We start from the raw sequence: 13,227 nt of genomic DNA on the forward strand, positions 1-13,227 counted from the left end.
TCATGGGCAGGTGGCCGCCTGGAAGGATGCGCGATTGTGCAGGCATCGCTGTAGGAGCGACGTGAGTCGCGACCGCGAGCGGTGACGACCAGGGGAGCACGGGACGGCCGCGGTGTTTCCGCACAGGTTGGGTGCCATGGGCGCGTCCTTCGTGCGGTCGCGACTGACGTCGCTCCTACAGCAGCCCCGGGCGCTGTCAGCGCTCGGACAGCTCGGTTGCCGCTTCGGCCGGGCGGGGCGCGGTGACGACGATCTCGTCCTCGTCGAAGGCCTCGTCCACCATCGGTTCGTCCTCGGCCACGCCTTCGGTCTGCTGTTGTGCGTCCTGCGCGGTGTCGGCGGCCTGCTCGGCGGTCTCGGCGGCGGCGGCCGCCTGCGCGGTGGCCAGGAAGCTGGAGACCGCGGTGAACATCTGCATCCAGCGCGCGCCGGTCAGGCTGCGCAGCGGTTCGGAACGCCCGACCAGGAAGCCGCTGACCACGCCGGCGATGACGATCCGCGCCGGCGTCCAGCCTTCGCGCCACGATTGCTTGAGGATGGTCCAGTACAGCGAGGACTGCGCGCTGCGCAGTTCCACCCGCTTCTCGGCCCGGGCCACGTGCTGCTGCAACTGTTCGAAGCGCATCAGGGGCCTCCGTTGCCGGGTGGCGGCGACGCGGGCAGCGCCTCGTCGTCGTCGCTGTTGCCGTTCTCGTCGAACAGCCCCAGCCGCGACAGCTGCCGGCGCGTGGCGTGCATGCCGGTGTAGTCGAAATAGCGACCCACCCGCCACGCCGCGAACGCGGTCATGGCCAGGCTGATGAAGGCCGCCAGCGACAGCGACTGCAGCCACGAAAAGCCGAAACGCTGCATCAGCGCGATCAGCGCGCCGGTGATCAGCAGCCAGGCCGAGGCGCCGAACACGATCGCCACGCACGCCCACGCGAGCGCACGCCCGAACGCGCTGCGGGCCAGCGCGAAGTCGGCCGACACCAGCGCGCGCATCGCGCGGCCGGTGTCCCTGGCCGAGCCGTACGCAGCGCGCCCGGCTTCACCGACCTCCTTGAGGCTGTCGATGAAGTCGGGCGGCGGTGGCACGTCGTTGTCGCGGGGCGTGTCGCTCACGCGGCAGGCTTACTTGTCGCCGCCGCCGCTGCGCGCCAGCTTGGCGATGATCCAGCCGGCCGCGAAGGCCACGCCGAACGAGGCGATCGGGCGTTCGCGGATCAGGTCGGCGGCGCTGTCGATCAGGTCGCGGCCCTTGTCCATCAGTGCATCGACCTGCTCGCGCGCGGCACCGCCACCGGCTTCGGCCGCGGCCAGGCCCGACAGCGCGCCGTCGGCCAGTTCGGATTTCACGTGCGCCTTGCCCAGGCGCAGTTCGTCGCCGGCGGCGCTGGCGGCGCCCTTGATCGCTTCGCCGGCCGCGGCGGCGGCCGAGGCCAGGTGCGAACCGGCTTCGCCGAGGTTGGACTTCAGGGCATCGGTATTGGTGGGCATGCTCATGGGTGTCTCCTGCAGGCGGGGGATGGGGCCACTGTAATGCACGGCGGTGAACGCGCTGTTAGGTGGAGCAGGGAATGGGGAATGGGGAATGGGGGATGGGGAATGAGGCGATATCGTCGCCGGAAGTCCGGCGACTTTCGGCGGACGCAAGAATCCATTCCCTGTTCCCCATTCCCGCGTCATCTCCCTCACTGCATCAGCAGCCGCCCCGTGCCGCGTCCACGCAGGATCTGCACCACCAGCTGCGCCGGCTTGCGCTCGAAGCTGGCGCGGAAGCCCGGCAGGTCGCCGAATTCGCCGCTGCTGCTGCCCACGATGATGTCGCCGGGGCGCAGGCCGTTGTTCCAGGCGCGGCTGTCGCGCACCACGTTGTCGACCTGCACGCCGCCCTGTGCGCCACGGAGCATTCCGCGCAGCTGCTGCCGCGCGGACTCGTCCAGTTCCTTCAGCGTGGCGCCGCTCAGGCGCGGGTCGATCGTGGCGCCCTCGGCGTTGCGCACGCCTTCCTTCAGCGCCACGCTCAGCTGCAGCGGCTTGCCGTCGCGGCGCACGTCCAGCGCCACCCGCGTGCCCACCGGCTGCAGGCCCTCGAAGTTGTGCAGCGCCGCGCGGTTGTCGATGCGCTGGCCGTTGGCCGACAGCACCACGTCACCCGGCTGCAGGCCGGCAGTGGCCGCGGCCGAGCCCGGATACACGCGCGTCACCAGGGCGCCGCGCGGCAGCTCCAGGCCCAGGGCGCGCGCGGTGCGCTCGTCCAGGTCCTGCGATTCCACCCCGAACGTGCCCCGGCGCACCACGCCGTCGTTGGCGATCAGCTGGTCCATGATCCCGCGCGCCATGTTGATCGGGATGGCGAAGCCCAGGCCGATGTTGCCGGCCATGCTGCCGCGCGGGTTGAAGCTGGCGGTGTTGATGCCGACCAGCCGGCCCTGCAGGTCGACCAGCGCGCCGCCGGAGTTGCCGGGATTGATCGACGCGTCGGTCTGGATGAAGTTCTGGTAGCCGGCCACCGGAATGCCGCTGCGGCCCACCGCCGAGACGATGCCCGAGGTCACCGTCTGGCCCAGGCCGTAGGGGTTGCCCATCGCGACGACGAAGTCACCCACCTGCAGCTGGTCGCTGTTGGCCATCGGCACCGCGGTCAGGCCCTGGGTGGGAATGCGGATCAGCGCCACGTCGGTGTCCGGGTCCGAGCCGATGAACTCGGCTTCCACCTGGCGGCCATCGCTCAGCGTGACCGACACGCCGTCGGCGTTCTCCACCACGTGGTGGTTGGTCAGCACGTAGCCGCGCGTGGCATCGACGATCACCCCCGAGCCCAGCGCGCGCTCCACCCGCTCGCGCGGCATGTCGGGGATGCCCAGGATGCGGCGGAACACCGGGTCGTCGCCGAACGGCCCCAGCGGACTGGCCACCCGCACGGTCTGCCGGCTGTACACGCTGACCACCGCCGGGGTGACCCGCTTGAGCATCGGTGCCAGCGACGGCAGCGCCTGCCCGTCCACCGTGGTCGGCAGGGCGGCGGCCATCGGCACGGCGGCGGCGCTGGGCGCGGCCTGGGCCGGTTGCTGGAACAGCTCGTTGAGGCCGGTGGCGGCAAAGCCGCCGAACGCGGCGGCGGCGGTCAGGGCGATCAGGGTGGGGAGCGGGCGCAGCGCTTTCTTCATGGTCGGTCGTCAGCTCGTGGCGTCGAAGGGAACGGGGGCCGGCGGCCTTCCCGCGAACCTGAATGAGTCTGCTGACCGACCCCTAAACCTGCAATGAAGTTCACTGCCCGCGGGTGTGCGACGCCGCCCGCCGCGGGATGACGGACGGTGGGGTGCACGCCATGCAATTGTCATGTCAATCCGGTTGACAGGGGGGACCCCCGGGCGTAGTTTGGCGACTTCGTGCTGACACAAGATGTTGCGGTCCAGCACGGGGCGGACCCAAGCACTGGTGTTTTTGTCGACAACGCCTACGGGCTTTGCGCTTGGGAAATCGGGCGCCTTTGGGGATTGGCGCATGAGGGCGAGGGAAGCAGTGGGCACCACGGCAACGGCAGGTCCCACTTCCACAATCCGGCCACCGGTGCGGCGCAGCGAGTGCGGCCGCCCGGCGTGCCGTCCCCGTCGTCCGGGACCGCGATGAAACACCGGGAGGGGCGCTGGCCCGTCCGCCACCACAGTCATTAGAAGTTCCAGTCGTTTTCAGGAGAACAACACAACCATGAGTACGGTGCGCCTCGAGGCGATCAAGACGGAACAGCCCACCCTGGTCCCCATGCAACCGGCGTCCCAGGACATCTGGGACAAGAAGTACCGGCTGAAGACCAAGCAGGGCGAGGCCCTCGACGCCGACATCGACGGTACCTACCAGCGCGTGGCCCGTGCCCTGGCCGACGCCGAAGCCACCCCCGAGAAGCGCGCTTACTGGTACGAGCGCTTCGTGTGGGCGCTGCGCCGCGGCGCCATCCCGGCCGGCCGCATCACCTCCAACGCCGGCGCCCAGCAGCACAAGCCGGCCACCAGCACCATCAACTGCACCGTCTCCGGCACCATCGAGGACTCGATGGACGGCATCCTGGACAAGGTCCACGAAGCCGGCCTGACCCTCAAGGCCGGCTGCGGCATCGGCTATGAATTCAGCACCCTGCGCCCGAAGGGCGCCTTCGTCGCCGGCGCCGGCGCGTACACCTCCGGCCCGATGTCCTTCATGGATATCTACGACAAGATGTGCTTCACCGTGTCCTCCGCCGGCGGCCGCCGCGGCGCGCAGATGGGCACGTTCGAAATCTCCCACCCGGACGTCAAGGACTTCATCCGCGCCAAGCGCGAAGACGGCCGCCTGCGCCAGTTCAACCTGTCGCTGCTGATCACCGACGGCTTCATGGAAGCGGTCGACACCGACGCCGACTGGCCGCTGGTGTTCCCGGTGAACATCAAGGAAAAGGGCGACATCGACATCGAGGACGCCGCCCAGGTGGTCTGGCGCGAGTGGCCCACCCACAAGAACTACATCGTCCGCGACGACGGCCTGGTGGCCTGCAAGATCTACGGCCACATCCGTGCCCGTCATCTGTGGGACATGATCATGGTCTCGACGTACGACTACGCCGAGCCGGGCTTCATCCTGATCGACCGCGTCAACGAGATGAACAACAACTGGTGGTGCGAGACCATCCGCGCCACCAACCCCTGCGGCGAGCAGCCGCTGCCGCCGTACGGCGCCTGCCTGCTGGGCTCGGTCAACCTGACCACCTTCGTGCGCGACCCGTTCACCGACCAGGCCCGCTTCGACTGGGAGGAATACAAGGAAGTCGTGCGCGTGTTCACCCGCATGCTCGACAACGTGGTCGAAGTAAACGGCCTGCCGCTGGAACAGCAGCGCCAAGAGATCCTGCGCAAGCGCCGCCACGGCATGGGCTTCCTGGGCCTGGGCAGCACCCTGACCATGCTCAAGCACAAGTACGGCAGCGCCGAATCCTGCGAGTTCACCGAAGCCATCGCCCGCGAAATGGCCGTGGCCGGCTGGGAAATGGGCCTGGCCCTGGCGAAGGAAAAGGGCCCCGCCCCGATCATGGAAGAGCGCTTCGCCGTCACCGCCGCCATGCTGCGCCAGCGCCCGGAAATGGCGACCGACGGCTGGAAGGTCGGCCAGGAGATCCCCGGCAAGGTGCTGCACGCCAAGTACAGCCGCTACATGCAGCGCGTGGCCACGGTGGCCCCGGAGCTGGTGGACGAACTGGCCGAAGTCGGCAGCCGCTTCACCCACCACAGCTCTATCGCCCCCACCGGCACCATCAGCCTGTCGCTGGCCAACAACGCCTCCAACGGCATCGAGCCCTCGTTCGCGCACCACTACAGCCGCAACGTGATCCGCGAAGGCAAGAAGTCCAAGGAAAAGGTCGACGTCTATTCCTACGAGCTGCTGGCCTACCGCGAACTGGTCAACGGCAAGGCCATGCCGTTCTCCGATGATGCGGACGCCAAGCTGCCGGACTACTTCATCGCCGCCGACGACATCTCCCCCAAGGAACACGTCGACGTCCAGGCCGCCGCGCAGAAGTGGGTGGACAGCTCCATCTCCAAGACCGCCAACGTGCCCACGGACTACCCGTACGAGCAGTTCAAGGACATCTACCGCTACGCCCACCAGCAGGGCCTGAAGGGCTGCACCACGTTCCGCTTCAACCCCGCCGCCTTCCAGGGCGTGCTGGTGAAGGAAGCCGACCTGGAGAACACCACCTACCGTTTCGAGCTGGAAGACGGCAGCACCATCGAAGTGAAGGGCAACGAGCAGATCGAATACGACGGCGAAATGCACACCGCCGCCAACCTGTTCGACGCATTGAAGGAAGGGTATTACGGCAAGTTCTGAGGCAACCCCCCGTCCTTGCCCGCGTTACCCCTCTCCCCTCGCGGGAGAGGGTGCCGCGAAGGGGCGGGAGAGGGGGAGCGAGCGCAGCGAGTGGCTCTTGCTCTCAGCGCAAACAGCGCCCCCATCCCACCCTTCCCCCGCATGCGGGGGAAGGGGCTGCTCCAGAAAGTTGAACCACCGATTCACCGGCTTCACCGTTCCACCCCGCGCTATCGGGTATAGCATCGGCAGCGTCAACCCACTCGCCCACTAGGAGGGCAACATGAGCAACGGTAATGGTGTCACGGCGACGCTCTCCGGCGCCGCCGAGAGCGTGAAAGAAACAGTCACCGGCATCGGCGAAGCGGTGGCCTCCACCGCCAGCGAGACGGTCGCCAAGGCCAAGAAGGCGGCCAAGAAGGCGCGCAAGACGGTCAGTGCCGACATCGCCAAGGCGAAGAAGGCCGTGGCCAAGCGCACCGACAAGGCCACCAAGGCGGTGAAGAAGACCGTCGCCAAGGCCAAGAAGAAGCTGGCCGCCGCCAGCAGCGCCGCCAAGGCCGAAGCCGCCAGCCTGCAGAAGAAGGTGACCGGCAAGAAGACGGCCAAGAAGGCGACCAAGAAGTCGGCCACCAAGAAAGCCGCCACCAAGAAGACCGCCGCCAAGAAGGCGGTGAAGAAGGTCGCCCGCAAGGCCGCCGCCAAGAAGGCGCCGGTCAAGAAGGCCGCCAAGAAGGCAGTGAAGAAGGTCGCCCGCAAGGCGCCCGTGAAGAAAGCGGCGAAGAAAGCCGCGCCGAAGAAGGCGGCCAAGAAAGCCGTCCGCAAGGCAGCCCCGAAGAAAGCGGCGAAAAAAGCCGCCCGTAAGTAAGACCTGATGCTTCACCCCTCCTCCCCCGGGTCCGGGGGAGGGTTGGGGCGGAAGCCGGCCCGGAAGGCCAGGCGCCGCCCATTCACGACACCACACCGAATACGAACAGGATTCCACCGTCATGGCCGTCAAGATCGACAAGAAAATCAAGGGCTACAGCGTGCTCACCCCCGAGGACAAGGCGCGCGAAGCCGCAGCCGCGATCCCGGTGGCGTCGGTGCCGCGCGAGACGGTGGAAAAGGAAGTGCCGCAGGACAACATCATCCAGATGCACGAGCGCATCGAGCGCCCGGAAGTCCTGATCGGCAGTACGTACAAGATCAAGTCGCCGCTGGTGGAACACGCCATGTACGTGACCATCAATGACATCGTGTTGAACGCGGGCACGGAGCACGAGCTGCGCCGTCCGTTCGAGATCTTCGTCAACAGCAAGTCCATGGAGCATTTCCAGTGGATCGTGGCGCTGACGCGCATCATGTCGGCGGTGTTCCGCAAGGGCGGCGACGTGACGTTCCTGGTGGACGAGATGAAGGCCGTGTTCGATCCGCGCGGGGGTTACTTCAAGGCCGGTGGCGTGTACATGCCGTCGCTGGTGGCCGAGCTGGGCGCCATCGTGGAAGAGCACATGAAGTCGATCGGCCTGATCCACGACCCGGAAATGAGCGCCCACCAGCGCGCCATCCTGGCCGAGAAGCGCAAGCAGTACGAAGACCGCGCAAAAAAAAACTCTGACGTAAGCGTGGCCCCCGCCGCCGCGCCCGTTGCACCGGCCGCGCCCGCGCAGGGCGCCGCCGAGGACATCGCCGTGACCGGCGATGGCGCCAGCTTCCCGCCCTCCGCCACGCTCTGCCACAAGTGCAACACCAAGGCGCTCGTCATCATGGACGGGTGCGCGACGTGCTTGAACTGTGGTTATTCGAAGTGCGGGTGAGAAATTTGGATCTCTTCACGCAGATCACCTACGTCATTGGCCGCCTGATGCCCGATGGCGTGCAGATGCTTGGAACTGGGTTCTTGTTTCGAGCTGATGGCTACATTGCTACCACGCAGCACGTTGTGGGCGTTGATCCAGCCAATCTGGTTATTCTCATGCCACACATAAAAAGCATGAATGAGTATCAAGATTTGTCGGATACGAGATGCACTCCGGTCAATGTTTCGGTTGTCGAATTGGATCCAATCCGCGACCTTGCAGTTTTGAAGGCAGATCTCGGGTTCAGTGGAACATTGCCGCCCCTCACGTCATTTGACAAAGTGGATGTTGGCGCGGAGGTTGGAATCTTCGGCTATCCCCATTGCACAGAAGGCAGGAGGGCTCTTACTTTTCAAAAGGCAGAGCTCGGTGCCAAGGTAAAAATCACTGAAAAGAACGTCACTACGAAGCATGCTGTTATTAATGTCCAGGCACGTCCTGGGCAGTCGGGGTCGTTGGTTTTTGACCCCGCCAGCGGAGGGGTTGTAGGGGTCTTGATTGGTGCATGGGCTCCCGGCCGAGATGGTATATCGCTTGGAGGCATCAATCCGAGAGAGTTGCATCAGACAACTCATTGCGTTCCTGCCGAGTACTTGAGGGAGATGTTGTGATTGTTCTACCTGCAGGAGATCTCGAGGATTGGCTCGGCTCCCTGAAGCCCTTTCAGCGCGCGCACTTGAAATCCTTCTTACTTAACTCTGATGAGGAAGCTGCGGCGCAGGAGTGGCTGAGTGCCACGGGGTGTAGTCAGATTGTCCCATTCGGCGGGATATCTGATCCAAAGCCTTTCTGGGATCGTTTTAAAGCAGAGTTTCGCAAATTCATCTGTGATGAAACTGCTTACTCGGATGTAAAGAGCTCATTTGCCAAAGAAGCGCCCATCTCCAAAGCTGTCATCATCTCGGCGGTTTCCGGAGCAATCGGAGCGACGATCGGTTATGCGGCGACTTTGTTGGCGCCCGCTGTCGCATTGCTCCTATATGCAGTGGCAAAAATGGGTGTACAGGCATACTGTGCTGTCGGATAGCGCGTAGGATGGGTTGAGCGAAGCGATACCCATCGATCGGGACGACAAGGCAAAGGGATGCCATGGAACGTCAGGAGCCCAAGTTCGACAAGGACACGCAGGACGTGGAGCTCCGTCCGCTCAACTATCGCGGCCCATCACTGCCACCTCACTCTCGTGACAACGACGGCTTCGCCTGGAAGATCGGCGTGGCCGTCGGCATCGGCGTACTCGCCGCACTGCTGATCTTCAACGCCTACGAGCGTTACCAAGCCCGACGTGACGCTGAGCAGGTGCTGCAGGTCCTCAAGCAGGAAACCGCCAAGCTGGAGCGTCAGGCGCAGGCCGCCCTCCGCACAATCGCTATTCCTCCGCCCGGTCCCGCCGCCGTCATCCATCCCGTTCCACCCGGCTACCGCTGCGCCGGCGGCGCGCTGCTGTATCGCGATGGCAATAGCTGGACCCAGATCACGGCGCGGTCCAACCACATCTATTGCCCGCTCGATGGGAAGTCAGTGGGCGACTGTTACCCCGTGACTCCGCGATCAGTTGGCTGCGCGCGCTGATCTTTCAAAGGACAACCACAAGCAATGGAGACTCAATGAGCAGCAAGAAGGGCATGGAAGCGGCAGACAGGATCATCAGCCAGATCTTTGCGGGTGCGCTCCGTTCGGCCAAAGTGTTCGATCGCGCGACGGGGGGTTGCAGGTTGAGTGATGCCAGTGAGCACTTCCTGACGGGGGGCATCTTCGAGGCGTTGTCCAAGTGCAAGGGAGCTACCCATCTGGAGGTTCCGGTAGCCGCGTGCCGAGAAGAGGCGGGGGCCATCCGGTGCGGAAAGCCGAGCAAGCGAGACCGGATGCAAGGTCGATATGACCTGGTTCATTACTGGGCTAACGAACGTCCAAGGGTCGCGATCGAAGTGAAGAACGGCGTGAGGGTCATGAACACCGCACTGTTCAGAGGCGATTTCGAGCGGCTAACGCGGACGCTGACAGCGAGCACGGACTCTTCGTACCAGTTCTGCGCATTTGTCTTCTTTGCGACGGCCGACTACAAACAGAAATCCTTGCTCTCCGCAGAGAAGAAGTTGGCAAAGGAGAAGCTTGAAGTACTTACGTCGCGTATTAACGATCTTGCATCTGAGTTCGTGCAAAGCAGGAGCAGGCCACTGCTGAGGCGTACTTACACAAGCAAGACCTTCTATTCCCAGTTTCCTGACGAAGGGGCATGGAAGATCGGTATGGTGCTGTTCGCGGATGCCCGCGCGGCGCCATCATTCCCGAAGAAGTTGATCGAAGGTTGAGTCATTAGTCGATAGGAGTACTGGATGTTGATCTCGGCCTCTCTTTTCTTCTTCGCGCTGGCATCCACGTCCAGCGATTTCGCCGAACGCGAGGACCAACTCAGCCCAAAGAAGTGCGCTACGACGCTCAAGCGAGCGGAGAACTTCGTCAAGTACTGGCCTCCTGGCTCAAGCGATGCCTACATCATGTACAACCCCGACAAGATGGGGTTCCGGGCGTATGACTTGCTGGGCGATCTCCACTTCAGGGGATGCGAGAAGGCAGCGCTTAGCCCGAACAAGGTTGAAGCCGCGCGGTGGTACCAGAGCGCTGCCGTCAAGCATCTGCCCGAATCCCAGTGGAAGCTGGGCAAGATGTTCTATGAGGGGGATGGGGTAGCCCAGGACAAGGAAGCCGGTCTGGCCTGGCTTACCTCCGCTGCCATGGAGGGCAGTGCGGAGGCCGCCGTTTTCCTGCAGCGCGCCGGAGAGAAGGTGCCGACCGCCGTCACGCCGAACTCCTATTCCGTCGCTATGGAGCACGCCAAGAACGAACTCGCGCGAGGGCAGGCTGCGGATCGCGATCGCATGGTCAGGGACCTGGCGCGTTTCCTCGTGGATACCGCTACGGTCTATGCCGTAGCGAAGGCGGCGCAGCCCGTCGTGGTGTCGCCCAGCAAGACGACCATCCCTGCTGCTCCCGCCGCGCCAACTATCCGCGCCGTCGGCACGCAACCCCTGACCATGACCAAGCCGGTGTACTGCAGCCATTTCGTGTCCGGATCGTCCGTCGGCGACACCGTGTACGTAAGTGTTAGCGGGTTCTGCAATTAATCGACAGGTGGGGGTCGGCCTGCGACCGCAACATAGATGGCCCAGTGGCACAGAGTGCCGGTGATCGGCATGATCTGTCGCGGCATTTGTACATCACTTTTCCGGAGACCGCGTTGAAGTCCATTGGCACCCATCTCTTCGTAGTCAGCGCGGGCAAGCAAGCAGCACCCAAACCTCGGTTCGAGCGCGTCCTCGCGCGTGATCTCGGCTTGCAGGAAACTTGGTTCCGCGACGCCATCTTCGATAATCCGGAGCTGGTCATAGCGCCCTGTCGCGAAGCCGGGCGCGTCACGGCGGACGAGACGTGGCTTCCTTGGCGCATCGAGAGCAACTTCGGCTCCGGACCGATCGATGTGTTGCTGGTGTCCTCGTACGGCCGCATCGGCATCGTGGAAACCAAGCTGTCTTACAACCCCCAGAAGCGCCGCGAGGTCGTGGCGCAGGTGCTTGACTACGCCCTCTCGCTGCAGGACACCGACCGCGAAGACTTGCCGGAGCTCCCCGCTTCCCCACACGCGCCGGACGAGTCTGATCTGGTCGACGCGTTGCAGTCGGGCAAGTTCCTGCTGGTCGTCGCTGGCGACGCCTTGGACCCCCGCGCGCTGCGGCTTTCACAAGCGCTGTTGGCGCGCCACCTGACCAATGAGTGGGACCTCGCCATGATCGACCTGAATGTCTACAGGGAGATCGGCGCCGATACGCTTCTGGTAGTGCCGGAACTTCTGGGTACGGTGCAGGCGGACGTCCGCCAAGTGGTCCGCGTCAAGGTGGAGGGCGAGAATCCCAAGGCAAAAGTGGTGGTCGAACACCTGTCTGAAAGCGACAGCCCGGCAGTGCAATCACGCGGCAGCCTGCTGGTTTCCATCGATGCCTTCCTTGAGGAGGCCGGTCGCGCCGCGCCGCACATCCTGCCGGAGATTGAGCGGATCGTCCGGGCCTTCGAAGCAGTTCGATCCGCCGCCCCTGGCCGGATTCGGCTGGAGCTGAAAGTCGGCTCGATGAATCTGTACCGCGTGGGTCGGGAAGGCGGACAGCAGCGCTTTCTGACTATCAAGACGGATGGGCGCATGTTCGTGCTCTTCAGCTACCTGCGGGGTGCCGGGCATGACGAGGTCGCGGATCGCTTGCTTGCCTTAAGCACGCCGTTCACCGTTGCACCCAATCAGCGTCGCGCGTACACGGTGGTCAAAGCGGCGAACGTCGAAGCCTTGGTGGGTTTTGCGTCCCAGGCGGCCGGATTGATGACGCAGTCAGCGTAGCGGAGCCTAAGTGCATCGAAGCCAGCGTAGTCCGGGTAGCGCAGCGCACTCGTTGCGCTTTGCACGGACAGGCCTCATTCCCGGGTGCGGCCTTCGATCTTGCCGTGGCTACGTGCTTCATGCCGAAGCGAGTAGAGCGCGCTCAAGCCCGGCGGTAGACGTATCCGCGAACGCCGACCGTTGGCTCATGGCCGTCCTGCGTGGCAAGACAGGACGGCGTGGTGCATCTGTCTCACGGCGCGAGAACTAAACGCGGCAGGATTGTGCCTTTACAACAGGCAGGAGGCTGATAAATGTTGAACGCAGAGACGATGGGCCTGGTGGACGATCTCTTCGGGGTCCAAGGAATTAGCGCATTAGTGGGCCTACTTGTCGTCGTCCTTGTTGGGCTGTCGAAAGGGTGGCATGTGCTCGTTTCAGAGCGAGCAAAGAGGAGAGAGGCATTCCTGCAGATGTGGGATCCCGTTCGTGCCGCGCACGATGGATTCTGGCTGGAGGGCATTATTCGATATGGTTATGGGGTCAATCTTTGTGCGCCTCTCATTCGCGCCTTTCTGGCGACCGACCATACGTCTTCGCTTCTTTATCGGATGGTTATCTCATACCGAAGATTCGCTTTCAAAGAAGGATCTCTGGTGTGGACGCGGCAGCACAGGAATCACGATGTGGGCTTGGCGCTGGAGTTTCTTTTCGGCGTCTTGGCGTACTGCTTATTCATGGTCTTTGGCCTGAAGTTGGTGTTGGGTAGCGTTGGCATACAAACCGTAGTCGTGGGGCTCGTTCTCAGCGGTATGGGCATCGCATGTCTGGTGCACGTCATGCTTCTGGTCTTTGCCGCTGGAGACTACGCATACGTGGTGAAGCACGCCCCCAATGCCTGCAGCAGCGCCGTGCTGGCGCGGGAGCGAGCAAAGGAGCGCGCGAAACAGCGTAGTGATCGCGCTAAGGCACTAATGGCGGCTGCTAAGCGACTTGTCAGGAAATGGTGGGCTGCGCGGTTCACCCATCAATTAACTGCGAAGCCTCCTCGAGACAAGTAGGGCGGACTCAAGCCGCCCTTTGAGAATAGCGGTCAGAGTACATTTCTCAAGTCGTTGCTAGGGCGACTACTGCACGCCATAGCAAGCAGGATGGCTTGAGCGAGGCGATACCCATCAACCCGGACGTTGATCCAAACAA

General features: G+C 63.9%; 14 protein-coding genes. 10 read left to right on the forward strand and 4 right to left on the reverse strand.

Annotation, left to right across the window (positions count from 1 at the left end):
- Positions 1 to 196 precede the first annotated feature (196 nt).
- From MMG85_RS15820 to MMG85_RS15835, 4 genes are all read right to left on the reverse strand, one after another.
- The gene (locus MMG85_RS15820; RefSeq protein WP_241046904.1) at positions 197 to 625 is read right to left on the reverse strand and encodes a hypothetical protein; all 429 of its coding nucleotides are present in this window, start codon (positions 623 to 625) and stop codon (positions 197 to 199) included.
- The gene (locus MMG85_RS15825) at positions 625 to 1,104 is read right to left on the reverse strand and encodes a phage holin family protein (protein ID WP_241046905.1); all 480 of its coding nucleotides are present in this window, start codon (positions 1,102 to 1,104) and stop codon (positions 625 to 627) included. Before MMG85_RS15825 ends, MMG85_RS15820 begins: the two co-directional genes overlap by 1 nt.
- A 9-nt stretch (positions 1,105 to 1,113) precedes the next feature.
- The gene (locus tag MMG85_RS15830; protein WP_055941183.1) at positions 1,114 to 1,479 is read right to left on the reverse strand and encodes a hypothetical protein; all 366 of its coding nucleotides are present in this window, start codon (positions 1,477 to 1,479) and stop codon (positions 1,114 to 1,116) included.
- Between the two features lie 194 nt (positions 1,480 to 1,673).
- Positions 1,674 to 3,140 (reverse strand): Do family serine endopeptidase, encoded by a 1,467-nt coding sequence (locus MMG85_RS15835; RefSeq protein WP_241046944.1) that lies wholly within the window; start codon positions 3,138 to 3,140, stop codon positions 1,674 to 1,676.
- A gap of 553 nt (positions 3,141 to 3,693) precedes the next feature.
- On the opposite strand from MMG85_RS15835, the gene MMG85_RS15840 reads away from it, so the two are divergent.
- The 10 genes from MMG85_RS15840 to MMG85_RS15885 all read left to right on the forward strand — a co-directional run bounded on the left by MMG85_RS15840 (position 3,694) and on the right by MMG85_RS15885 (position 13,088).
- Positions 3,694 to 5,844 carry an adenosylcobalamin-dependent ribonucleoside-diphosphate reductase gene (locus tag MMG85_RS15840; RefSeq protein WP_241046906.1) on the forward strand — a complete coding sequence of 717 codons (2,151 nt, stop codon included), beginning with the start codon at positions 3,694 to 3,696 and terminating at the stop codon, positions 5,842 to 5,844.
- Positions 5,845 to 6,106: 262 nt separating this feature from the next.
- A complete protein-coding gene (locus MMG85_RS15845; RefSeq protein WP_241046907.1) occupies positions 6,107 to 6,691 on the forward strand; it encodes a hypothetical protein in 585 nt (194 codons plus the stop codon).
- A 121-nt stretch (positions 6,692 to 6,812) separates the two neighbouring features.
- The gene (locus tag MMG85_RS15850) at positions 6,813 to 7,622 is read left to right on the forward strand and encodes an NrdJb (protein WP_241046908.1); all 810 of its coding nucleotides are present in this window, start codon (positions 6,813 to 6,815) and stop codon (positions 7,620 to 7,622) included.
- Positions 7,589 to 8,275, forward strand: coding sequence for a serine protease (locus MMG85_RS15855; RefSeq protein WP_241046909.1), 687 nt, complete (start codon positions 7,589 to 7,591; stop codon positions 8,273 to 8,275). The genes MMG85_RS15850 and MMG85_RS15855 overlap by 34 nt, the downstream gene beginning before the upstream one ends.
- Before the next feature lie 65 nt (positions 8,276 to 8,340).
- Positions 8,341 to 8,691: a hypothetical protein gene (locus MMG85_RS15860; RefSeq protein WP_241046910.1), complete on the forward strand. Its 351-nt coding sequence runs from the start codon at positions 8,341 to 8,343 to the stop codon at positions 8,689 to 8,691.
- 62 nt (positions 8,692 to 8,753) lie between these two features.
- Positions 8,754 to 9,236 (forward strand): hypothetical protein, encoded by a 483-nt coding sequence (locus MMG85_RS15865; RefSeq protein WP_241046911.1) that lies wholly within the window; start codon positions 8,754 to 8,756, stop codon positions 9,234 to 9,236.
- A gap of 35 nt (positions 9,237 to 9,271) precedes the next feature.
- Positions 9,272 to 9,976 (forward strand): hypothetical protein, encoded by a 705-nt coding sequence (locus MMG85_RS15870; protein ID WP_241046912.1) that lies wholly within the window; start codon positions 9,272 to 9,274, stop codon positions 9,974 to 9,976.
- A 24-nt stretch (positions 9,977 to 10,000) separates the two neighbouring features.
- A complete protein-coding gene (locus tag MMG85_RS15875) occupies positions 10,001 to 10,789 on the forward strand; it encodes a sel1 repeat family protein (protein WP_241046913.1) in 789 nt (262 codons plus the stop codon).
- 44 nt (positions 10,790 to 10,833) lie between these two features.
- Positions 10,834 to 12,048: a hypothetical protein gene (locus tag MMG85_RS15880; RefSeq protein WP_241046914.1), complete on the forward strand. Its 1,215-nt coding sequence runs from the start codon at positions 10,834 to 10,836 to the stop codon at positions 12,046 to 12,048.
- Between the two features lie 293 nt (positions 12,049 to 12,341).
- On the forward strand, positions 12,342 to 13,088 hold the full coding sequence (locus tag MMG85_RS15885) for a hypothetical protein (protein ID WP_241046915.1): 747 nt from the start codon (positions 12,342 to 12,344) through the stop codon (positions 13,086 to 13,088).
- Positions 13,089 to 13,227 lie beyond the last annotated feature (139 nt).

It is taken from the genome of Pseudoxanthomonas sp. LH2527, assembly GCF_022539275.1.
GTDB lineage: Bacteria > Pseudomonadota > Gammaproteobacteria > Xanthomonadales > Xanthomonadaceae > Pseudoxanthomonas_A.